The following is a 23,321-nucleotide window of genomic DNA, read 5'->3' as shown; positions in this document are numbered from 1 at the left end:
GCTTATTGGTTTATAAAATCTTGTTCTTCTTTGGTAAGTAAAAACTTGGCTTCACTTTGTTTGTGAGGGGTAATGTATTCGTGGAAAGACTTTTGAATATCTATTCTATCTTCCTTTTTAATATGTTTGTTCTGTACTCCTGTACGCAAAAAACTGTGTTCCAAAAAGAGTTTATCTCTTTTTCCTTTATATTCAACAGCTCCTATGAGTCTTACATAATAAGAACTAAATAGTAGTTTGCCTTTATAGTCAGTTAAAGTGAGTTCCAAACGATAGTTATCTGTAATAGACTTATAAGGAACTTTACTTTTCTCAGAAACTTTATCACTTATACCTTGATGTATGTCGTTAAAAATAACTTTTCTCACAGCATTGGTAGTATTGTCAAACACCAATACCGAGTTTTCAAGTTTTAGAATTAGTTTTTTATTGATTACAATATCAGCATTAAATGTTACTTTAGTAACCTCTTTATTTTTCTCTACTTTTTTGATATCAATATTTTCACCAAATTGATCTATAAATGACAAATAGGTGTTCACAAAAAGATATATAAACATCGGTGTTCTTTCTACATAAGCAGAACGAGCCGCGACTTCTTCTTGGCTTAACATTTTAGAATAGTCGATATTTTTAAGTTGGATTTGTAATAGTTTTTCTAAAGATTGCTTGAAAGAAGTATAACGATAAGTCTTACTCCACCAATCTAACTGCACTTGGTAGAGCCTTGTTAAGGTATCATTTCTTATCATTTTTTCTCTATAAGTACACTCTAATATCTTAGCCTTAGTATCATACAATTTGAAGTAATTATCTAAAACATACTTCACTTTTTTCTTCAAATCAAAATTATACAGTACTACTTCGTCAAGTTGTATTTCCTGAGGATTGAGATAGACAGTTGCTTTAGTAAAGGTTTTATCTGTAAAAATCTTTTTGGTAGCATAGCCTTTATGGCTTAAGGTAAGCGTATCATTTTCTACGGTAATGCGTAACTTACCTTCCTCATTGGTAATAGTGCCGTTGAGAGAGCGTGTGTAATAGGCTTCAACGTTGGGGATAGGCTGTTTTGTAGAGGCATCAAGTAGAGTAAGCTCAGCTACTTGGGCAGGTAAGGCAGTAGCTGTGAACAATAGGATAAAGAATAGTGTTTTCATATTGTTATGTTTTTACATTACTTTAAAAATTAGATATCACGCGGTATTCTTTTTGGTTATGAGTTTTATTGATAAAGTTCCGCATTTCATTGGTAAGGGGGAGTTGGTTTTGAGTCTCCCAAAATTCTTTGTTATAAGGCACCTCTAATTTAAACAGTTCTTTTTTACCATTTACATTGGCTTTAAAAGTACTGAGGTCTGAAAAAGGGTGGGTAACAATGAGCTCGAAACTTACATCATATACTATTCTTTCTTCGCCTACATATCCTTCTACTTTTGCGTTAACTATGGCATTGGCTATAAAATACTTGTCTTTTTTAGCATCTTTCTCAAGCTTATCTTTACAATAATAATCAATAGTTCTATACTTTATAAAAGGCTTTTTAGTATAGGGTATTTTATGAATAGTTTTAGGGTTGGTCTTATAAAGGCGCTCTTTGATAGCATAGTCATCGGTATTGATGATAAAATGTCCTATTGATTTTTGATAATCATCTTCGCTTTTAGGCGTATATTCTATCTTCTGATGTTGTTCATCTATAGTTTTAGGTCGTGAAAAATGATAGTTTTCTTGATTTAAAAATAAAATATTACTCCACCATTGAAAAACATCATTTAAGGAAGGGATATTAAAATCGTCTGCTCGCATACCTTTCTTTTCTATACCAAATTTACGCATATTTAGCAATTGAAAGGTAAAATTTTTCTTGACTCCTAATAATTTATCGCGTTTGATACGTCCGCTAAGGTCTTCAATTTTTACAAATTCTCCATTGCGTTTGAGGATACAACGCAAGAAGAAATCTTCGGCAAAAGGTTCCATAGGATAATTGGTAGTAGCGTGATTATAGGCTTCTTGTAGTATGTTTTTGTTAGAAAGGGTTACTTCGTCTAACTGAAAAGGTTTGGGGGTAAGGTACAAAGTGTCTTTTGTACGACTCAGCGCTTTGAAAGTAGTTTTTAATGTTTCATAGCCTAACATTTTTATAGTCACGCTGTCATTGGTAGAATAGAATACAAAGTGCCCATCGTCATTAGTGATGGTGTAGTCGTTGGCATTATGAATTGTAGTTGCTCGTAAAGGGGCTTTAGTATCTTTATCTAAAAGATACTTTGAGGTAGTGTGCTGTGCCACTACGCATTGACTACAAACCAAAGCTATACATACAACTGCTTTCATATAAATTATTTTATTATATTTTTGCGCCAAAGATAGTAATAATTAGTAAATAATATACCCTTGCACGACAAGCTTTTGCTAAATATCCCTATACCCTAAAAACTATGGTCTATGTTTTATTGAACTTGTCCAATGCAAATCCCTTCCCTCTACTGTACCTTTGCTCCCGAAAAACAAATGGTATAAAGTTACGAACTCACCAAGCAGAAAGATTTTCCCGAGTTTCTCAAAACCCAAAATCATAAACTGTCTACCGTACTACGATCTACGGTTTAAATAAGAAAAAAGCTCCTTTTATAGGAGCTTTTTCTGAAAGAACTTTCAAACACAAATACAATGTAAAATCTAACTAATATGTGAATTCTATTGTTTTTACTTCTTTACCGTTTTCCTTTACAGTAGCTTTAAGAGGATATTCAGTTTTAAAGTAACTATAAATAGTTTCTTGCTCGTAACTACGTCCTGTTGCACCAGAATCCTTTACCGTTTTCTTGGTAATGTTATTTCTAGCGTATTGTTCATCTAAGAATACTTCGGGGTGAGTAGCTCTATAAGACAAATGCAAAAACCAAGGATTGGTTCTACCATCATACTGGTAGGTTGTTACCGAAGTCTTATTACCTGCCGTGTGAGTGTGTTCTCTTACTGTTCCGTTGTAGTTCAACACATAAGTATCTGTAGCAGTAGTGGTAGCGGTACTCTTCACTCCACTCGTTTCAGTGTATTCGCTTGTTACAGCTTTTATCTCATTGAGTACTTCACGATTGTAGACTACCACTGTATACTTAGTTACATTAGCCGATAGCTTTTCACTTTTAGTATGTTTTTTTAACCTGCCACCATCATACTCATACTCATCTACGGTTGGCAAACTCTCTTTGCCTACCACAGTAGTTGTTTTCCTAAGCAAGCGTCCTCTTTCACTGCTATACTTTTCATACACAACTTCCTCTTTTTTCACATTGCCTTCTGTGTAAACCGTTTTGATAGGAAAAGTCCCGTCATACGAAGTCTCGTACACTTTTTCCACAGTTCTACCGGTGCCATCTATCACTTTTATTGTGTGTTTGCGTACCAAGCCTAATGCGGTTTTCTCATATTCAAAAAGATTTTCAGTAGTTTGTGTTTGGGTACCTTGTGCAGGTAGGGTCGTCTCCACTATCTTATCTGCAAAATAGATAGGATCTGAAGGTGGTAAATCGTCGCCTTTATCACAAGCTGTGAATAAGCCAACTGTCGAAAGTAATAAAATAACTCTTTTCATTGTATATAATTATTTTGAAGATTATCTATGTTTGTAATGCTCGTACTTTCTAAAACCTGTGCGAGTCTTTCCAATCCAAAGACTTATACGCTATTTTTAATATGTGTGCTGTGTTACACTCCTTATAAAATAACTATTGTGCTAAAACACTGCAAGACACACTTGCTTACATCATATTTATACTAATTCTACTATCAAAAATCTTGCCATAAAGCACTTTTTCTCCTAAAAACAACCTCTTTTTAATATTTATTCGATATACCTCAAGCCTTCTTTCACCGTTTTTTTAGTAACTCCGGCAATTTCTACCTCTTTTTACCTTTTACTCACATACCCAACTGTAAGCCCTCACTGACTTTTCCTTTCCTTTTACGCCTGTGCGGTTCGCACTTTTTACCTGAAAATAGGCGCTTTCACCCCTTCTCCAAAGCAAATATCCCCCGTAAATACAACCGCTTCGTCCCATAACCCTTCGTCGATAAACTGTTGCAGTGTATAAGCCCCTCCTTCCACAATCATACTTTGTAAATTCATTTCATACAGTTTAGCACAAATTTGTTCCAAAGGTTTATGCTTAAAATCTATCGTGAAAAAATCAGTGTGTATCATCTCCGGAACAGACGTCTCTTCAGTAAAAAACAAAGTAGTTGTACGGTCGTTCCATACCGCAAATTCCTTCGGACTACGTAACTTTGGGTCAATTATTATCCTCACAGGGTTGCGCCCATACCAGCTACGGCTGTCCAACGAAGGATTATCCGCCAATACCGTTCCTACTCCCACCACAATACCCTGTTCCTCAGTGCGCATTTGGTGCGCTGTCTGGCGCGCATAAACGTCGCTAATCCAGTGCGGAGCAACCTCCTCTTTATACAGGGGAGCGATAAACCCATCGTGCGTTTCAGCCCATTTCAGGATAATATAAGGGCGATGTTTTTCGTGAAAAGTAAAAAACCGCTTGTTCAGTTCCCTACATTCAGCCTCACACACTCCCACAGTCACCTCACACCCTGCATTGCGCAGTTTTTCAATTCCTTTGCCGTGCACTTTCGCAAAAGAGTCAGTAGTGCCAATCACCACCCGCCCTATCTTGTGAGCAATGATAAGGTCAGCACACGGAGGCGTTTTCCCAAAATGGCAACAGGGCTCTAAACTCACGTAAATTGTACTTTTCGGTAGCAGACTCTTATCCTTTACCGAGGTAATCGCCCGTACCTCAGCGTGTGCCTCACCCGCTTTCTGGTGCCACCCCTCCCCTATGATACGCCCTTCGTATACGATAACGCTACCTACCATAGGGTTCGGATAGGTACTTCCTAAGCCATTATAAGCCAACTGAATGCACCTACGCATATACCACTCATCAATAGTTAATTCTGAGGTTGTCATAAGAAAAAAATAACTTTTGGCGCAAAGATAATAAAATAACCGCTAAGTATAAAAACGACAAAATGTTTTATACAATTTTAACAATTCATAACCCATTGAAAATAAACAATCTATATAGCATTTCTATATCTATCTTCCAAGATTCGTATAAGCTTCCTATAAGCTTTCTATAAGCTAAGAGCACTTTTTCCATAGTTTCCTTTCGTCTCGGTATTTTCCGATATTATCCTAATATATTTTGATATCTTACGAAAACCACAATGTCTTTTTTGCAGTATATGCTACTTTTCAAATGATAAAACTAACGCTTCAGAAATTAAGATAAATCTATACAAACTAAACAAAACCTTTCTTGTTTGATTTTGTTGTAATCTGTTCTATTTCTCTCCCGAAGGGAGATTTTCTTTTAATTTTGAAACCAATTTGTTTTAAATTTGCACCATCAGGCGCACTTCCAATAAAAGAAAATTTCGTGCTACAACCTTTGCTAAAGTTGATTATCAGTATTTTTGGCATTGTTGGCATTAATCAGTATTATTGGCATTATTGGTATTAAAAATTAATTTCGTACCTTTGCCTCCTCATTAACCATTAACCTCTAACCACTAATCATTAAAAGCAATATGCCCCATTATTTCTCTTCCGATTTTACACTCGGAATCCTTGGCGGAGGTCAGTTAGGCAAGATGCTCCTTACCGAAACCCGCAAGTTCGATATCACCACCAAGGTGCTCGACCCCTCCCCCGATGCTCCTTGTCACATTGCCTGCAACACCTTTGTGCAAGGCAACCTTACCGACTTTAATACCGTGTATAACTTTGGTAAAGACGTAGAAGTACTCACCATTGAAATCGAAAACGTAAACGTAGAAGCCTTAGAGAAACTACAAACCGAAGGGGTAAAAGTATATCCCAGCCCTCAAACTATCAAGAATATCCAAAATAAAGCCACTCAAAAACAGTTTTATGCCACTCACGGTATCCCTACCGCTCCTTTTCAAGTCTTTCAAAATAGCGAAAGTCTGAAAAAGGCAATTAATGAGCAACAACTCACTTTGCCTTTCGTGTGGAAGTCAGCACGCTTCGGGTACGACGGTAATGGCGTGAAAATCGTCCGCCAGCTCACCGACCTAAATCTTTTACCTAACGACCAGTGCATTGCCGAAAGCTTAGTGCCTTTCAAAAAGGAATTGGCAGTAATCGTAGCCCGTAATGCAAAGGGTCAGGTGCGCACCTACCCTGTGGTAGAAATGGAGTTCCACCCCGAAGCCAATCAGGTGGAGTATGTGCTCTGTCCTGCGCGCATTGAAGAGGCTGTCGCTCAAAAAGCACGTACTATTGCAATACAAGTAGCCCAAGCTTTTGAAGTAGTAGGGCTCTTAGCCGTCGAGCTCTTTCAAACAGAAAACGATGAGATTTTGGTAAACGAAGTCGCTCCTCGCCCACATAACTCAGGGCATTACAGTATCGAGGCAGCTTATACCAATCAGTTTGAGCAACACCTGCGCGCTATCTTAAACCTGCCCTTAGGAAGTACCGAAAGTAAGGTCGCAGGCGTAATGGTAAATCTTGTAGGAGCAGAAGGCTATCAAGGAAAGGTAGTGTATGAAAACATCGAACAGATAATGGCAATGGAAGGCGTAACCCCTCATATCTACGGCAAAAAAGAAACACGTCCTTTTAGGAAAATGGGACACGTAACCATTGTAAACCCTAATATCAACAAAGCACGCCAAATAGCCGAACAAGTAAAGAACACCATACGCGTAATCGCCTAACTTTTCTCTATTCACTCAATCTATGGGAAGCAAAAACAAACTCAAACGCTTTGAAGAAAATAAAACCTTTGCCAATGTAATCCAACCTTCACGCGAAGAGCTCCTTAACGGTGCTTTTGCCTATAAAGGTCGGTGGAACGAACTCTTTTTTAAGAACAATCACCCTATTGTCTTAGAATTGGGTTGTGGTAAAGGTGAATACTCAGTGGGATTAGCCAAACGCTACCCTCAGAAGAATTTTATAGGTATCGATATCAAAGGAGCACGCTTTTGGCGAGGTGCTAAAACTGCTACTGACGAAAATATTACCAATGTAGCCTTCTTGCGCACCCAAATAGAACTCATCGAATGTTGTTTTGCCCCTGAGGAAGTAAGCGAAATATGGATTACCTTCCCCGACCCTCAAATCAAATACAAGCGCACCAAGCACCGCCTTACAAACGCCGATTTTCTAACGCGCTATCAGCATATCCTTGCACCTGAGGGTTATATCCACCTAAAAACTGATAGTGAGTTTATGCACGGCTATACGCTAGGATTGTTACACGGAGCAGGGCATAAAGTACTCTATGCCAATCACAACATCTATAACAGCGACGGTGTACCCGAAGAAGTAACCGAAATTAAAACCTTTTATGAGCAGTTCTATTTGGAGCAAAACAAACCTATTACCTACATTCGCTTTCAGATAAAAAAAGATAATAATTAACAATTATCAATTGTCAATTGAAAAACTATCCGTGTAATTTGTGTGTAGTCTGTGAGTTGGCATAACAGAGTATGTGTTTAAAGGCAACTTGTTGCCTATTTGTTTGATTTTTTAAAGATTTATAAGATTTCTGTAGCGCAAGCTACATTTTTCTTACGTCGAACTCAGGTTAATTAACATTGAAAACCCTAAAAAGTCTCTTTTGCATTCCACTTCCTCCTCAAGGAAGGCTATGGGCAGCTTACCTCTCTTTACGGGTTGTCCCCCTTCGGGGGAACGGGGGCTTATAGAAGAATAAACATTAATCATTGATTATATTATCCAATGAAAAAGAATATTATTTTAACGTACGTTTATCTCATCATTGCGATATGCTTCGCAATCATCTCTTGTACCAAAAACAATAATACTGAGGAGATTCCGAAAAAAGAAAACTCCAAAAAGGAAGAACCTAAAAAAAGAGACAGTTCTTTATTAGCTTATTCCAAGCCTTTCTATCTCTTTACGGAAACTAAGGCTTATGAAATGACTAAGCAAGAAAAAGACCCTTACTTAAAGAAACTCTATTACCAAATAGCCGCTACTCCCACAGCTGAATGGTTCGAAGGCGTAAAAGCCTTCGACGATAGTACCTTAAAACGTCTCATCGAAGGCGCAAAGGCACAACAAAAAACACCTATCATCACACTCTACGGTATTCCTTATAGAGATTGTGGTTCGTATTCAACTGGAGGTCATAAAACGGCTGCTTCTTATAAGGCGTGGATAAATCGCACCAGTGCTATTATTGGCAAAACCCCTATAATAGTGATTGTAGAACCCGATGCCCATAACTTTTGTTTAAAGAAAGGCTGGAAATACAACGATGCAAAATACAAAGAACGCGCTGAACTCCTCACTTATGTAGGAAAAACCTTTGCTGATAACAACCCGAATGCGTTGCTGTATTTGCATATTGGCGGAACAGAACTCAAACAAGAAGAAGCTGCCCAAGCGGTAATAGATGGCGGTATCCGGTATATGCGTGGCTTTGTTACCAACGTCGCCGACCATAGAGGGACTCCTCGGGCTGAAAAGTGGAGCGAAGAGTTCGTACAAACGCTCCAAAAGAAAAACTTAGGCACAAAATACTACGTGATAGACACCTCCCGCAATGGTATCGATAGCCCTAAACAAACCAATAAGGCTTATTATTACAGTTGTAACAATTTTAACGCCGCTTTAGGAGTACGCCCTACCACCAAAACCTCTGCTCCTCACGCCGACGCTTATTTGTGGATTAAACATCCTGGCTTATCCGATGGTACTTGTGCCAATGGCGATCCTGAGGCAGGCTCTTGGTATCCCGCAGTAGCAAAATCATTAGTGCAAAAAGCTATTGAAAAAGGAATTATAGAAGAGTGGAAAGTCCCTAACAACTTTTAAATTATCTTACTAAATAACTATGTTACATTCTCAAATTATAGGCGAAGGTACTCCCTTCATTATCCTGCACGGCTTTTTGGGTATGTCAGATAACTGGCGTACTTTGGGGCTCAAATATGCCGAAGCGGGCTTTCAAGTGCATTTAGTAGACCAACGCAATCACGGTCGTAGTTTTCACAGCCCCGATTTCAGCTATCCTCTAATGGCACAAGATTTGCTTGCATATGCTGATGCCCACGGATTGAAAGTCTTTCACCTGATGGGGCATTCTATGGGAGGCAAAACAGCAATGCTTTTCGCTACCGAACACCCCGATAGAGTGCTTTCTCTCATCGTTGCTGATATGTCGCCTAAATACTTTCCTGAGCATCACGGAGCTTGTTTACAAGGTTTAGCATCCTTAAATTTCGATGTGATACATTCACGTGCCGAAGCCGATAAAGCTCTTTCGGCTTATGTAAGCGATATAGGGGTGCGACAGTTCTTACTGAAAAACCTTTATTGGGAAACCAAAGACCGATTGGGCTTGCGCCTGAATCTCCCTGCTTTAATTGAGAATGAAAGCGAGATAGGTGCTGAACTCCCCGATAGCAACGTGTTCGAAGGTAAAACACTCTTCTTAAAAGGAGAGTATTCTGAGTATGTGATGCCCGAAGACGAAGCCCTTATTCGCACTCACTTTCCGCACGCTATTATCGATACGGTGAGCAAGGCAGGACACTGGTTACACGCTCAAAACCCTACTGAATTTTACAATAAAACCATACATTTCTTATGCGATACTTTATAAGCTTATTCATCTCCGCAACCCTTGTTTTTGTATTGGGCTACCTAAATGTAGGTGCTCATATCGAGAACTTCTTTACAGCCCTCGTGGTAGCCTTTGTGCTCTCACTTCTCAATGGTATTGTACGCCCCATATTAGAGTTCATTGCCTTCCCTATTACCTTTATGACTTTTGGGCTCTTTTTATTTATCATCAACACTGTAATTGTGCTCCTGGCAAGCAAATTAGTAGGTGGCTTTGTAGTACACGGCTTCTGGGGCGGACTGATGTTCAGCACTTGCCTTTCGTTAGCTCAGGCATTAGCTCTTGCCCCTTTTGGAAGAGTAAGAAACTAATTATTGCCAAAGTTGAAGTCACTCAAAAAACTCATCTTTCTTCAACTCTTAATTCTTAACCAAAATCCTCGTCTTTAAACCCTACCAAGTACACCCTTTCTTTAGCACGAGTGATAGCCGTATAAAGCCATCGCAAGTAACCTTCATCTATGATATCATCAGGTAAGTAAGGTTTCTCCACAAACACGGCGTCCCATTGCCCCCCTTGACTCTTATGGCAGGTAATCGCATACGAAAACTTCACCTGCAAAGCATTGAAATAAGGGTTTTCTTTCACTTTCTGATATCTTTTATAAGCCGTAGGTTCATCAGCGTAATCAGAGAGTACTTCTTCATAAAGCTGATTGCTTTGAGCTGGTGATAAGGCAGGAGCTTCACTGTTTAAGGTGTCTAATAATATAACCGTATCAAACGGAGGTACTTCGGGATAATCAATAAGCTGAGCCGATACCTCAGCAAAGCGGAAACCATAGGCTTCTGTAAAGTCATAAAGTTGTAATACCTCTATAGTATCACCATTGGCAATAAAACTCACTTGCGAATTATCCTTACACCAGAAGTAATTATTCTTAACCACCATTAGCAAGTCTCCGGCAGCTATTTCGTCTTCAACGTCTAAAATCACCCTGCGTATTTGGTTGTTCCAAGCCACCGCGCGCTTGTTGGAGCGCACTATCACCGTAGTTTCTTCTGAACCATAATCGTCATACGCCTCACTGATAGCATCTTGTATTTCAGCCCCGTCAGTGAGTCGTATTATATCAGGGTGATGATTTATCTTAAAAGCGAACTGTTTTTCAGTAAGCGAAGAGAAGATATGTTTGCGCAAACGGGTAGCATTGCGCAATATCCCGGACTTCCGTCGCTGGCGTACCACCTCAGTAAGCGTAACCGTGAGTACTTCTTTTTGAAACTGATATTCTAAATAAGGAATATTCAGTGCAGGACTTTCGAGGATATTAACAGGAGGCAATTGCGCAGTATCGCCTATAAGTAATAGTTTGCAGTTTTTCCCAGAATACACAAAGCGCATTAAGTCGTTTAATAATGAAGGGCGCTCAAAGAGTTGATAGTCGTTATCAGCAATCATCGAAGCCTCATCTACTATAAATAAAGTATTTTGGAGCTTATTGGCACGCAGTTTGAAGGATACATCAGTACCATCAGCTTTGGAGTAATAAATATATTTGTGAATAGTGAAAGCCTGCCTTTGGGTGAAATAGGTCATCACTTTGGCTGCCCTACCGGTAGGTGCTAATAACACCGGTTGGTGGTTTATGAGCGGTAAAGTGCGGATAAGACAGTTGGTGATAGAGGTTTTTCCGGTTCCAGCAAAACCTTTTAGTAAAAAAAGTTTATCAGAAGCATCTGCTGAGAACAGATATTCTGTAATCTTTTGTAAAGCAATATTTTGCGAAGGAGTAGGCTCGTGTTTAAAGGCACTAATAAGGGCACTAAAAAAGGCTTTTTCGTTCATAATAAAAACAGTTCTGAGAGCAAAATTATAAAAAAAAGTTAAAATAATTTTTTTGTTTCAAAAAAAGATTGTAGTTTTGCGCAATACCAGTCAAGAAAGTTATTATTAATTTATAGAATTAAAACGATGAAAAAAATTGTAACTATTGCATTTTGGGCATTAGGTTTAGTATTTTGCTACCTAATTTACAGGTCTATCACAGGCCCTATTGAGTTCAAAAAAATTAAGGAGGAACGCTACACCGAGGTAATTAAGAAACTAAAAGATATCCGTGCAGCGCAAGATGCTTATTTGAGACTCAACGGCAAATATGCCGATAATTTTGATGAGCTTACTAAGTTTATCGAAACTGCACAATTTACTATTACTTCACAACGCGACACAAGCTGGAATGCTTTCGATGAGACTTTTAAAATTACGGTAATGCGCCAAGGTGTAGTTATTGATACTTTGGGGCACGTATCAGTAAAAGATTCATTGTTTAAAAACGATAATCGTTATTTGCATTTGCGCGATTTACCTCCTATCAAAGGTAAAATTCCTGGTCAGTTTATAATGAAAACAGGAGAAATTACCGACAAGAACAATGTAAAATCTTCCGTTTTTGAAGCGTATGTGCCTAAGAGAGTGGTGCTACAAGGTCTTGATGAAGACTTAGTAGAAAAAGAAATTGCAAAAACATCGGTAGAAGATGTAAGAGGTCCTAATATTAAAGTAGGTTCACTCGAAGAGCTTACTGTAAACGGTAACTGGCCAACTTCTTATGACGCAAAAATTGCAAAGCAATAATCAGTTTAAAACGTACTTTAAGGAATTGTCCATTCAAATAAACTTGGATGGACTTTCTTTTTGTGTGTTTAACCCTGTGCTCCTGTGTGTAGAGGCTATTTATAATTTTCCTATCAACTTCAGCTATAAGAGCAAAGAAGATATCGATAGGCAAATCTATTTTGTGATACAAAGTGAAGACGACCTCCGCCAAGATTTCGATACTATTAAGGTTTTACACAATACCCCTTCCTTTGCTTTTATCCCACAGTCTCTTTACGGCGGAAAAGACGAAATGCTGGAATACCTCAAATACAGTATAGATGTATCGGAGGCGGAACCCTATACCGTGGAAATTGATAGAATCATATCTATTGAAACGGTGAATGCTTATTTGCCCAATACAATAGTAAATAATTCACTACTTTCTTATTACGGTAGGTTCGACTACCAACACTTTGCTACCTCACTACTACGTATGTTCCTCAAACACTACTCTTCGCACGCTTTCGAAGTGATGTATATCTATGCCGAAGTAGGCTCTTTTTACTTTGTAGTGTTTAGAGGTAAAAAACTGTATTACTTCAATAGGTTCAGTTATGAAACTATTGAAGACTTCTTGTATTACATTCTTTTCTCTATTGAGCAATTGGACATTGATACTGAGCAAGTGCCTCTTTATATCACAGGGGAAGTAGAACCTACAGCACTGTTTTATAATAAGGTAAGGCGTTATGTGAGGTATATTTACCTCCTGAAATACCATAAGGAACATTTTGCTGCAGGAATGGACGAAGAGCTCATTCGTCGGAATTTTGTGCTCACCCAATCTTTTTAACCTATTGCTATGAAATTTTTGAACATATTGCGCAATACTTTTAAACTATACCAAAGTACTTTCGGAGTACACCTTTTGGGCTCTCTTATTTTATTTACAGTAGTGTTTTTAGTTTACGCTTCTCTTATTACTACTATCTTCGGAATGCCTTTAGAGGATATCATAGCTCTGCAAAGCAACCCCGAAAAGCTCATCGCTTTAGTCAGTAGCCGGAGTTTTGTTATTAAATTTTGGTTCTTCTCGTTGCTTGTAGATGGTATTATTACCCCTTTTACAGCAGGTATTTACAAGAACTTCGTAGCGGTAATCCAAGGGGAACGCGCTACTTTGGGCAACCTATTCACTTATTATCGCGCTCCTGAAACAAGTGCTATTTTAAGCCACGTTATTCTGCAAATGTGCCTTAAAACTTTTATATTAGTAGGCTTTTCTGCCATAGGAATGTACTCGTTAGGACTTGCCTTTAACACTATCATCTCGTTAGTATTTGTGCTCACTATCCCAATTATTATTTTGGAAAGCAAACCTCTTTTCAAGGCTATGGGAGAGAGTTATAGAAGAATAATGCTCGCACCTTTCACTGCCCTTATCATTACCTTCTTGGGTTGTGTTTTTGTGTTAGCAGGCTTCTTTTCTTTTGGTATAGGCATTGTCATTACCTTCCCGATACTTTTTGCGAGCATTTTCAGTATATACCTTTCAATAAATAAAAGGTAAATAATAATTTTCTGCTACGATTTACGCTACTTATACAGATGAAATAAGAAAAAGACAGTTAAAAATTAATAAAACAAATATATGAAAAAAGTAATGCTTTTGGGGCTCTTAACAATGGGCTCTTTTACTCTGAACAGTTGCGATGAATTGCAACAAGTTATGGGCAACACTACCCAAGGCGGTAGCGGATTTAATGTAGCCAGCGGACTCAAACAAGCCCTTGAAATGGGGGTAAGTAGTGGGGTGGATTTGCTGAGCAAAGACGGTGGTTATTTTAAAGACCAAGCAGTACGGATTCTCTTACCCGAAGAACTCCAGAAGGTAGATAAAACTTTGCGTTCGGTGGGGTTAGGTTCTTTGGCTGACCAAGGGCTAAAAGTACTAAACGAAGCAGCCGAAAATGCTGTAAGTCAGGCGAAGCCTATCTTTTTATCGGCGATACGAAATATGACCTTTACCGATGCGATGAACATCTTAAAAGGTGACAATACCGCAGCGACTACCTACCTGAAAAACAGCACTTATAGTTCTTTGGAGACTGCTTTTGCTCCCAAAGTGCAAGCCTCACTTAGTGAAGTAGGTGCCGATAAAGTATGGGAAAACATTATCAACAAGTATAACCAAATACCATTAGTAAAGCCCGTTGAACCGAACCTTACTAAATACGTTACCCAACAGGCTATCAATGGGTTGTTTGTGAAGGTGGGCGATAAGGAGAAGGAAATACGCACGAACATAGCGGCGCGCACTACCCCCTTACTAAAATCGGTGTTTGCGATGCAGGATAATAAATAATAGCAAATCCCTTTCTCTGTGAGAAAGGGATTTTTTGTTGTTTAACTGTTAACGTAGCACGTGCGAGCTGTACGGACTGTTAAACTCGTGAGTTCGATGTAAGAAAAGTGTAGCTTACGCTACAGAAATCTTATAAATCTTAAAAAAAAATCAAACAAATAGGTAACAAGTTGCCTTTAGACACATACTCTGCTATGCCATCTCGCAGACTACGCACAGATTACACGAATTGCTCAGCTAAAGCTGAGGAATTTTCACGGAATAGTAACAGAAAGACAATTGCAAATTAATGTTGCATATATCGAGCTGACGTTAAATTAGCAAATTGCGAGCCACACAGCAGTTGTGATTCGACAGGCAATAATAATCCCTGTGTAGTATATAAGTACCGCACGGAGAGTTTTATTCCTACTGTTTCTCTTTGGCAATCCTGATTTTGCGTAACCATAAACCGACACCAAGATACAACAGACAAGGAATAATCCCTGAAACGGGTGAAATGAGTATATCTTTACCCGTTTCAATGAAAATATGCTTGTCGTACATCAAGCTGTAGATGGTAGTATCCTCAATAGCGTGCATCCACACCCCAGGCCAGATAGAGCCCGTAAGGCGGAAAATCTCGGTATACATTACCGTCCACAAGGTGCAGCTCACTAATGCCAACACGCAAAAGGTTACTTTGTCGTAAGGGAATAAAGCAAATAGGCGTTCGGGTTTTATGAAGTAGAAAAAGTAAGGCCAATGCCACGAACACCACACTACCCCCACAATGAGGTAGAGCCATATATCTTTCAGCTTCAAACTGAGCAAACGAGCGGTGAGGTACCCCCGCCACGATGATTCTTCAAAGAAATTCTTTACAAATTCCGCTAATACAAAAATACCAAAACCCGCGAAGTAGTTTGTCCAATGGATTTGCACTTTCAGCCACCCAAAAAGTTCTCCAATAAGCAGGGTAAGGGCAATCACCGTAGGATAAATAAGCGTAGCCACCCCATACCACCGCAGGTTTTTCTTGATAAGTGGGCGCAGTCCTGCATCGCGCCAACCATCGCCCATAAAGGCGCGCAACACGAGCCAAGTCAGCACTGGGGCAGCTATAAAAATACCCATTCCTTTAGTACCATTGCTGGTATTGCTGAAATCGCCTGCTGTTTCCCCCGTAAGGGAATCTACCCATACGCCTACCCAGCCACAACTGAGGGCAACGAGAATAAAAATGCATACATTTATCTTCTTGTTCTTTGTCATAATAGAAGAAGTTTTGAAAGTACAAAGATAAGAAAAAATAGCAAATTAGTAAATTTACAAATGTGCTAATTAATATGTTAGCCTTCAGTGGCTCTACAGTGGCTCTACAGTGGCTCTACACCGAACAATAATAGGTATTAAACTGAATAGCAGACGAATACATTTGCTACTTCATCTAATATTTTACAGCTTTGCACCACTAATCGACAAATTGACATATTGGTTAATTGATAAATTATGCTTATCTTTGCACTTCACATAAAAAACATTAGTAGTTTGTACTAATGACTAAAAACTAACATCTAATATCTTACATTATGAGTTTTTTGAAAAAGCTTTTTAATTTACATCAGGGGGAAGAGAAAAAGGAAAAAGTAATTGAAGATATCCTTAGCAATATCTCTTTTCGTGGCGCTAATCTATGGATTTTGGCTTGTGCTATCCTTATTGCTTCTATTGGGTTAAACGTGAACTCTACCGCTGTAATCATTGGGGCGATGCTTATTTCTCCTTTGATGGGACCTATCGTGGGGGCAGGATTTGCATTGGCTACTTATGATTTCGACTTGTTGAAGAAAACTGGAAAGAGTTTGCTCATCGCTACTGTGGTGAGTCTTATAGTATCGTTTATCTACTTCTATATCAGTCCGTTTAAAGATGTACAGTCAGAGCTTTTGGCACGTACTTCGCCTACCATTTACGATGTGCTTATCGCCTTTGTAGGTGGGTTGGTAGGAGCTATCTCCCTCACCCGTCAAGACAGAGGGAACCCTATCCCAGGGGTGGCAATTGCTACCGCTTTGATGCCACCGCTTTGTACAGCTGGATTTGGCTTGGCTACGGGCAATATTAGTTATTTTTTAGGAGCTTTCTATCTATATAGCATCAACTGTTTCTTCATTGGGATTGCTACTTTCCTCATCATCAAATACCTGAAATACACTCCTAAAAACACGGGTAACGAAGCGCTCAACAAGCGTTTGCGCGTTGTTATCACCACATTGGTAATCCTTATTGTTACCCCAAGTTTGTATTTGGCATATAGTCTTTTAAAAGAGAAGGAGTTTCACGAGAATGTAGCTCATTATATCACTGCCGAGTTTGAAAACAGCGGTTATACCATTATTTACAAGAAAATACACTACAATACCTCGCCTAAAACCATTGAATTGGCTTTTTTAGACAAGAAATTTACCGATGAAGAAGTAAAAACACTACAAAGTAACCTCAAAAACTTCAAATTACACAATACCGAACTCATCATTAGGCAAAAAGAGTCGGATATTGACAAAGAGATGCTATCGGAAATCAACAAAAACAAGGCGTCGCTCTCTAATAAAGACTTGAAGATAAATCAACTAAAAGAAGAGTTGGCGCAATACAAATATACCGACCCGACTTTTGCCAAAGAAATAAAAGTATTGTTCCCTAATATTGAGAGTTTTTATTTTGGAAAACTGACAGATTTTTCAGGAAAAGGCAACTCTTCTCTCACTACGGTGATGCTCTACACGCCTAAAAAAGAAACTGTGAAGGGCAAAGAAGTCACCAAAGAAGTGGATCGCCAAAAGTTGCAACAATGGCTCGCTGAGAAGTTTGGCGATAAGAAAGTGATTTGCAGATTAGCAGATTAGGGAATTAGAAAATTAGCATATTAGAAAATGAGAAAATGAAATCCCCGTGGTGTGAGCTGTATGGACTTTTAAATTAGCGTGAGTCCGACGTAAGAAAGGTGTAGCTTACGCTACAGAAATTTTACAAATCTTAAAAAAAATCAAACAAATAGGTAGCAAGCTACCTTTACACACAAACTCTGCTATGCCAGATCGCAGACTACGCACAGATTACACGAATAGTTTTTCAATTGACAATTGACAATTGACAAATGTGATGGGTACGAATTAGTAGCTTTGCTACTGGATTTACACAGATTGTAATACAAACATAGGCGTGACTTTGGTAGTTTTAAAAACTTTTAGATGGTTTTTGGTGAAGCAGTGGCTAACTAATTTCTTTAACGCAATGGACTGGGATAAAGTAGTGAATAGCCAGCGCTGAATAAGTAGTATAAATTATAACAACATTTCCTGCAATGCCAAAGGCATTGCAGGAAACACTATCATTAAATATTTAACTGAATATTTAAAGGTCTAAGTTGTTTTGAAGTTCGTTTTGAGGGATAGTGAGCGAAAGTTTTGGATTATCATAATTAAAACTTTGGTTTTTCACCTCATAGTGATTACTACCTCTGTTTACTGTTTTGTGGTTGCGTTTTAAGGCAAGGTAACTTTTCCCTTCACCCCATAGTTCGATACGAGTATTCAGGTAGATATCGTCTTGTAACTCAGTATTTGAAAGTGCATCTACATAAGTAATATCAGTAGCAGCAGTAGCTTCGGGATAACGCAATGTTAAAAGTTTTTTATAAATAGTTTTAGCTTGTGCATCTTGACCTAATTTAGCTAAGGCTTCTGCAGCTAATAGATAAAATTCATCTACACGCATAAAAATATAGTCGGTAAGAATAACTCTTTGTCCTTGAAACTTTCTTTCAGGGGCAAAAAACTTATTGACAGGTAGTAAAGAATAACTCTCTCCTTCATCATCAACAAATGTATCAAATTGTTTTTTTCTGATATCGCTATTACGTATTTGTTGGTGAAGCTTATCGTCTATAGCTTTAGTTTCACCTACAGAAGCATAACTATAAGTAAACATATCCATAAAACCCCACCAAGAACCTAAGTTAACTCCGTTTTCAGCAATAATATCAAAACCCCACATCCAGCTTGAAGTTTGCACATCATTAAAACCACCCCCTTTTCCTGTAGTAGAGTTGTAAACAGTCTGTTCACGAGTAGTAAGCGGGTAACCACTTTTGTTGATAATATCTTGTGCCAACTCGGCTACTTTTTGGTTTTCTCCCATAGTAGCGTATACATAAGCAAGGATTCCTTTGGCTACATTTTTGTCTATCATTCCTTTGTTATCACGCCTAAATCCGTCTAAATTATCAATAGCAAATTGCAAATCACTTACGATTAAGGCATATATGTCCGATTGTTTTGCCTTTGCTTTAGTAGTGACATTAGCTTGGGTATACAAAGGGATAGAATTAGTACTTGAATCGGGCTCATACTTAGTAGTAAAAAGCTGCATCAAGTAATAATAAGCGTGAGCTCTCAGTGCGTGAAATTGTGCTAAAGCATATTTCTCTCTATCATTTTTAGGTGTAGCGAGTTCAGCAATCGACTTGTTAGTTTCATAGATCATTCGATAGTAATAACGCCAAGGAATATAGTTGTAAGTATTTTGAGGCAATCCTGATATTTTCAAGTTTGCAATATCTTGAAACCATCCATACGGAGCGTTTGTTAGAGCCATATCTCCTGATAAAAAATCGGTGTACATATCTACCATTTTCTGACCAAAATCAGATTGAGCGGTAGTACCTCCTGTTCCTGATTGGATCATCATCAAATAAAGACCGTTCAACCTTTGTTCAGGAGGGGCAGTAGAAACTGTCTCAGTAGGTGAAGTATTGAGAAAATCTTTTTGGCAACTAATAAATACTGCGGTTGCTGCCAATAATATACTGTAAGTTAAATATCTTTTCATAGTGTGTTTATTTTAAAAAGTTGCTTTTACCCCTAAAGTAAAGGTAGATAGTGGAGTATAACGATAGGTTTCTGATCCTCCTGATTCAGAGGTAGTAGGGTTGAGTCCCTTCCTGGCAGTATGAAGCCACAAATTATCTCCTGAAAGAGCGAAGTCTAAACCTTCAAAACCAAAGCTTTTACAAACATCTTTAGGCAAAGCGTAGCCTAAGGTAATATTGTTTAAAGCTAAATAATCGGATTTAGTTAAGAAACGGCTAGATATACTATTGAAATCACCATCATCACCATATTCTGACGACAATCTTGGCACATCAGTTATATCACCTGCTTTGTTCCAATGTTGTTCAATATCTTTATGCCAATTGTTTCTACCAATTTTACTATTCTGCATCAAACTGGCATATATTGCATCATAAGCATAACCTCCTATACTATACAAAAGTTGAGTACTAAGCGAAATACCTTTGTATTCAGCACGCAAAGTGATGCCGCCTCGCAAATCGGGAATAGCTGACTTACCTACATATTTTTGAGTAGCATCTTTATATTTTTCTGTAACACCTTCCTTTATATTAGCATTAGGGTTCAAGAATTGAAACTCGTGCAATGAATTGATAGGAGTATCTCCATCATCGAATTTACCATTGTTGTTATTATCGAGGTAATGTACTGTCCATTGCGCAGCCCCTGTTTGAGGATTTACCCCACGATACTCTTTCATATAATAATCAAAAAGAGAATGATCTTTACTTCTACCGAAAAGATTTCTGCTTATATCAATTATCTTTTCTGATTTAGTAGATTTATCGTAAGGCATATGGGTAAGTTTGTTTTTGAGGATTTCACCATTTACGCCTAAATCCAATCGGAATTTTTCGTTGTTTACAAGATGAGCCATTACATTAAACTCAAAGCCTTGATTTACTAATTTGCCATCGTTTACCTTGTAAATACCATTACCAGTAGAGGGTGCTAAACGGCTATCGAAAATCAAATTGTCGGTAGTTTTGTGATAGTAATCGAATTGTACTTCGATTGCTCTTGATTTGAGCAAAGTAAACTCTACTCCTGTTTGGAATATTTTTGATTTTTCCCAAGTAAGGTCAGGATAGCCTATTTTGTTGAATACAGCCGCAGGCAACCCCATAAAATTACCTAAATCGTACACGTCGTAACCAGGGTAATATCCAGTGTTATTATCTCTTGCATCTTCACCAGAAACCACTGATTGGTCACCTACCGTACCATAACTCGCTTTTAGTTTAAGATAAGGCAACCATTCTTTTTCTTTTAAGAAGTTCTCTTTACTGGCTACCCAACCTAAACCAATAGAGCCAAAATTACCCCATTTATTATTTAAGAAACGTGAAGAACCATCACGCCTCAGAGATCCTGAAAACAAATATTTCCCTTTGTAGTCATAGAGAAGTTGACCAAAATAGCTTTCCAAACGATAGTTGTAGATAAAAGACTTCAAATCTATCATTTTGATAGCGTTGTTCAACTCAGTACCTTTAGGATCTACCAAACCACTTTTCTCAGCATCTAATTCTGACCAATCGAAGGTAGTACTTTCGTGAGCAACAAAGGCTTGCATATTGTGGTCTCCAAATTGTTTGTTATAACGTAACATCTGTAAGAAAGTATAATTCAACAATTCAAATCTCCTTTTATACAACAATCCTTTGTTAGATTTTTGTGAACCATAGTAAGGATTGGTGTAATCATTGTAAGCATTGTTGTAATACTGTCCACCAAAACGAGTTTCAAAGCTCAACCCTTTTACAATATCAGCTTTTAAGAAGATATTCCCATTGAGTTCATTACGAGTTCTATTTTTCTTGTCATAAGTAGCTTGTGCTACAGCATTAGTAAGAGAACCAAACCCCCTGCCATTACCAAAATCGTACTGATAGCCACCGTAATAATTATCTTTCACTTTGTTGCCTTTGGCATCCCTTAAGAAAAGAGGGTAAATTGAAGGAATATTATCGGTAAACCAAAAAACACTATCACTACTTTCTGCTTGCCCATTAGCTTTGCTTTGGCTATGGGCATAACCTAAACTCATTTCAGTTTTAAGCCAAGGTTTAGCTTGATACGACATATTAAGACGGGCTGAGTAACGTTCAAAACCTGAATTGATTACATAACCATCGTCTTTTAGATAACCAATGCTTGTGTAGTATGTAGTTTTACCACTACCTCCACTCATATTCACATTATACTCTCGACGTACAGCTGTTTGAAAAGCGTAGTCACTCCAATCTTCAGGGTCATAACGGCGGTTTACACCTGCACGCACCTTTCCTGTAGCAGGGTCTATCAGATTAGCTCCTACAGTATCCCATAAATTGTATTTGGTAGGTATACCTAAGTTCCCAAACAAATTTTTGTTAGCAAAATCTTCAGGATTAGCATATTTAGCGGCAAAACCTGCAGGGTTTTCCGCTTGTGTAAGAGCTCCGCGAGTGCGCATTGCTTCCCAAGCTAATTCAGCATAACGTTCAGGGCTTTTGATAGTTTCGTAACGAGGTAACAAACGCATATTGAAACCTAATTTTGATTCTATTTGAATGCGAGTGGTATCTGGACGTCCTTTTTTAGTGGTGATGAGTACCACTCCATTAGCCCCACGTGAACCATATACCGAAGTAGAAGTAGCATCTTTGAGTATTACCATACTCTCAATATCGTCGGGGTTAATAGATGATACGTGTCCGTCAAAAGGTACTCCATCCAACACATATAGAGGGTCACGATTCCCATTTACAGAACCAAAGCCACGTATACGAATTTTAGCCTCAGATCCTGGTTGTCCCGAAGTATTGATTACGCGAACCCCTGCTGCCTCACCTGCCAAAGCTTGAGATACATTAGAAACGTTCTTGTTCTTGAGAGATTCTTTGTTGATAGATGAAGCAGAACCTACGTATTGGTCTTTCTTTACGGATACGTAGCCTACTACTTCTACCTCGTCAATCACTTGGGCTTCTTCTTGCATTACTACATCAATGCGACCTGAAGTGCCTACTTTGCGATTTTGGGTTTTCATTCCTAAGAATGAGAACTCTAAGGTCTTACCTGGAGCAACCTTGATGCTATAACGACCATTAAAGTCGGTTTGAACACCGTGTTGTTCTCCTTTTACTAGTACGGCAACGCCCATCATTTCGGTTCCGTTAGCATCGCGTACTGTTCCTGTCACTTCTCGTTCCTGCGCCCACGAGAAGCCTTGCACTATTAGTATTAAAAATAGTGCGAAAGATACTTTGTTTAATCTCATCTTCTATAACATTATTTTATAAACTGGTGCAAAGGTAGAAAAGTTTTCTGTTAAGTTCCAAATTTACCCTTAACAAATTTACTCTTTTTGTTTGTAAAAAATAGATGAGAAAAAAATCATAAAAACGCGATTTCTTTGCGTTTTTTGCAATAAAATAGGCATTTCTTTGACGAAAACGCAAAGAAATGCCTATTATGCACTGTTTTTATGCAAAATTATTTCAGTAAAAAAACAGTGTTTTTGTTACAAAATAACCAATAGAATGTTACAAATATCACAATGAGAAAATGAGGTGCGAGCCGCACAGGCAGGGAAAAAATGAGAGAATGAGAAAATGAGAGAATGAGAAAATGAGAGAATGAGAAAATGGGGAAATGGGGAGGTAACTTTTTAGAACATCAACTTTGCCAAAATTTCAAACTTTGGCAAAGTGCGTACCGCAAAAGCGATATGTTAGAGCTGTTATGGGGATTCGGAAGGAAACGGAGAAGTTCGGAAGAGATTTGAGAGGATTTTTGATGAAAAAAGGGTATTAGATGGGT

General features: G+C 38.3%; 18 protein-coding genes. 10 read left to right on the top strand and 8 right to left on the bottom strand.

The genetic code is table 11. The annotated features are described in order from the left end of the window. Positions 1–2 precede the first annotated feature (2 nt). The 4 genes from HMPREF9072_RS02260 to ribD all read right to left on the bottom strand — a co-directional run bounded on the left by HMPREF9072_RS02260 (position 3) and on the right by ribD (position 4,990). Positions 3–1,157 (bottom strand): carboxypeptidase-like regulatory domain-containing protein, encoded by a 1,155-nt coding sequence (locus HMPREF9072_RS02260; protein ID WP_009410315.1) that lies wholly within the window; start codon positions 1,155–1,157, stop codon positions 3–5. A 22-nt stretch (positions 1,158–1,179) separates the two neighbouring features. Further along, positions 1,180–2,337 carry a hypothetical protein gene (locus tag HMPREF9072_RS02255; protein WP_009410314.1) on the bottom strand — a complete coding sequence of 386 codons (1,158 nt, stop codon included), beginning with the start codon at positions 2,335–2,337 and terminating at the stop codon, positions 1,180–1,182. A gap of 349 nt (positions 2,338–2,686) precedes the next feature. Then, entirely contained in the window at positions 2,687–3,601 is a 915-nt protein-coding gene (locus tag HMPREF9072_RS02250; RefSeq protein ID WP_009410313.1) for a hypothetical protein, read from the bottom strand. A gap of 393 nt (positions 3,602–3,994) precedes the next feature. Continuing rightward, positions 3,995–4,990: a bifunctional diaminohydroxyphosphoribosylaminopyrimidine deaminase/5-amino-6-(5-phosphoribosylamino)uracil reductase RibD gene (gene ribD / locus HMPREF9072_RS02245; RefSeq protein ID WP_009410312.1), complete on the bottom strand. Its 996-nt coding sequence runs from the start codon at positions 4,988–4,990 to the stop codon at positions 3,995–3,997. Between the two features lie 623 nt (positions 4,991–5,613). Between ribD and HMPREF9072_RS02235 the strand changes: the two genes are divergently transcribed. The 5 genes from HMPREF9072_RS02235 (at position 5,614) to HMPREF9072_RS02215 (ending at position 10,024) form a co-directional block, all read left to right on the top strand. Next, a complete protein-coding gene (locus HMPREF9072_RS02235; RefSeq protein WP_009410310.1) occupies positions 5,614–6,768 on the top strand; it encodes a 5-(carboxyamino)imidazole ribonucleotide synthase in 1,155 nt (384 codons plus the stop codon). A gap of 22 nt (positions 6,769–6,790) precedes the next feature. Further along, a complete protein-coding gene (gene trmB, locus HMPREF9072_RS02230; RefSeq protein WP_009410309.1) occupies positions 6,791–7,477 on the top strand; it encodes a tRNA (guanosine(46)-N7)-methyltransferase TrmB in 687 nt (228 codons plus the stop codon). 324 nt (positions 7,478–7,801) lie between these two features. Continuing rightward, a complete protein-coding gene (locus tag HMPREF9072_RS02225) occupies positions 7,802–8,902 on the top strand; it encodes a glycoside hydrolase family 6 protein (RefSeq protein WP_009410308.1) in 1,101 nt (366 codons plus the stop codon). Positions 8,903–8,921: 19 nt separating this feature from the next. Next, the gene (locus HMPREF9072_RS02220) at positions 8,922–9,692 is read left to right on the top strand and encodes an alpha/beta fold hydrolase (RefSeq protein WP_009410307.1); all 771 of its coding nucleotides are present in this window, start codon (positions 8,922–8,924) and stop codon (positions 9,690–9,692) included. Next, positions 9,677–10,024 carry a phage holin family protein gene (locus HMPREF9072_RS02215; protein WP_002673862.1) on the top strand — a complete coding sequence of 116 codons (348 nt, stop codon included), beginning with the start codon at positions 9,677–9,679 and terminating at the stop codon, positions 10,022–10,024. Before HMPREF9072_RS02220 ends, HMPREF9072_RS02215 begins: the two co-directional genes overlap by 16 nt. 55 nt (positions 10,025–10,079) lie before the next feature. On the opposite strand, the gene HMPREF9072_RS02210 is transcribed toward HMPREF9072_RS02215, so the two are convergent. Continuing rightward, positions 10,080–11,501: an ATP-dependent RecD-like DNA helicase gene (locus tag HMPREF9072_RS02210; protein ID WP_009410306.1), complete on the bottom strand. Its 1,422-nt coding sequence runs from the start codon at positions 11,499–11,501 to the stop codon at positions 10,080–10,082. Positions 11,502–11,627: 126 nt separating this feature from the next. Here HMPREF9072_RS02210 and HMPREF9072_RS02205 point away from each other — a divergent pair, with 126 nt between their 5' ends. From HMPREF9072_RS02205 to HMPREF9072_RS02190, 4 genes are all read left to right on the top strand, one after another. Then, entirely contained in the window at positions 11,628–12,290 is a 663-nt protein-coding gene (locus tag HMPREF9072_RS02205) for a hypothetical protein (protein ID WP_002673865.1), read from the top strand. Further along, positions 12,265–13,107: a DUF3822 family protein gene (locus HMPREF9072_RS02200; protein WP_009410305.1), complete on the top strand. Its 843-nt coding sequence runs from the start codon at positions 12,265–12,267 to the stop codon at positions 13,105–13,107. The genes HMPREF9072_RS02205 and HMPREF9072_RS02200 overlap by 26 nt, the downstream gene beginning before the upstream one ends. A gap of 9 nt (positions 13,108–13,116) precedes the next feature. Then, on the top strand, positions 13,117–13,824 hold the full coding sequence (locus tag HMPREF9072_RS02195) for a hypothetical protein (protein WP_009410304.1): 708 nt from the start codon (positions 13,117–13,119) through the stop codon (positions 13,822–13,824). 81 nt (positions 13,825–13,905) lie between these two features. Beyond that, positions 13,906–14,619: a DUF4197 domain-containing protein gene (locus HMPREF9072_RS02190; RefSeq protein ID WP_002673868.1), complete on the top strand. Its 714-nt coding sequence runs from the start codon at positions 13,906–13,908 to the stop codon at positions 14,617–14,619. Between the two features lie 408 nt (positions 14,620–15,027). On the opposite strand, the gene HMPREF9072_RS02185 is transcribed toward HMPREF9072_RS02190, so the two are convergent. Continuing rightward, on the bottom strand, positions 15,028–15,873 hold the full coding sequence (locus HMPREF9072_RS02185) for a CPBP family intramembrane glutamic endopeptidase (protein WP_009410303.1): 846 nt from the start codon (positions 15,871–15,873) through the stop codon (positions 15,028–15,030). Positions 15,874–16,190: 317 nt separating this feature from the next. Here HMPREF9072_RS02185 and HMPREF9072_RS02180 point away from each other — a divergent pair, with 317 nt between their 5' ends. Next, positions 16,191–17,507 (top strand): DUF389 domain-containing protein, encoded by a 1,317-nt coding sequence (locus tag HMPREF9072_RS02180; RefSeq protein ID WP_009410302.1) that lies wholly within the window; start codon positions 16,191–16,193, stop codon positions 17,505–17,507. A 508-nt stretch (positions 17,508–18,015) separates the two neighbouring features. Here HMPREF9072_RS02180 and HMPREF9072_RS02175 read toward each other — a convergent pair. Further along, positions 18,016–19,491: a RagB/SusD family nutrient uptake outer membrane protein gene (locus HMPREF9072_RS02175; protein ID WP_009410301.1), complete on the bottom strand. Its 1,476-nt coding sequence runs from the start codon at positions 19,489–19,491 to the stop codon at positions 18,016–18,018. A gap of 12 nt (positions 19,492–19,503) precedes the next feature. Next, complete coding sequence (locus tag HMPREF9072_RS02170) at positions 19,504–22,779, bottom strand: SusC/RagA family TonB-linked outer membrane protein (RefSeq protein ID WP_009410300.1); 3,276 nt, start codon at positions 22,777–22,779, stop codon at positions 19,504–19,506. Positions 22,780–23,321 lie beyond the last annotated feature (542 nt).

Origin of the sequence: Capnocytophaga sp. oral taxon 324 str. F0483 (genome assembly GCF_000318315.2) — a bacterium.
Lineage (GTDB): Bacteria > Bacteroidota > Bacteroidia > Flavobacteriales > Flavobacteriaceae > Capnocytophaga > Capnocytophaga ochracea.
Note: the sequence above shows the minus strand (reverse complement) of the source record. Positions and strands in the feature narration are given on the sequence as shown.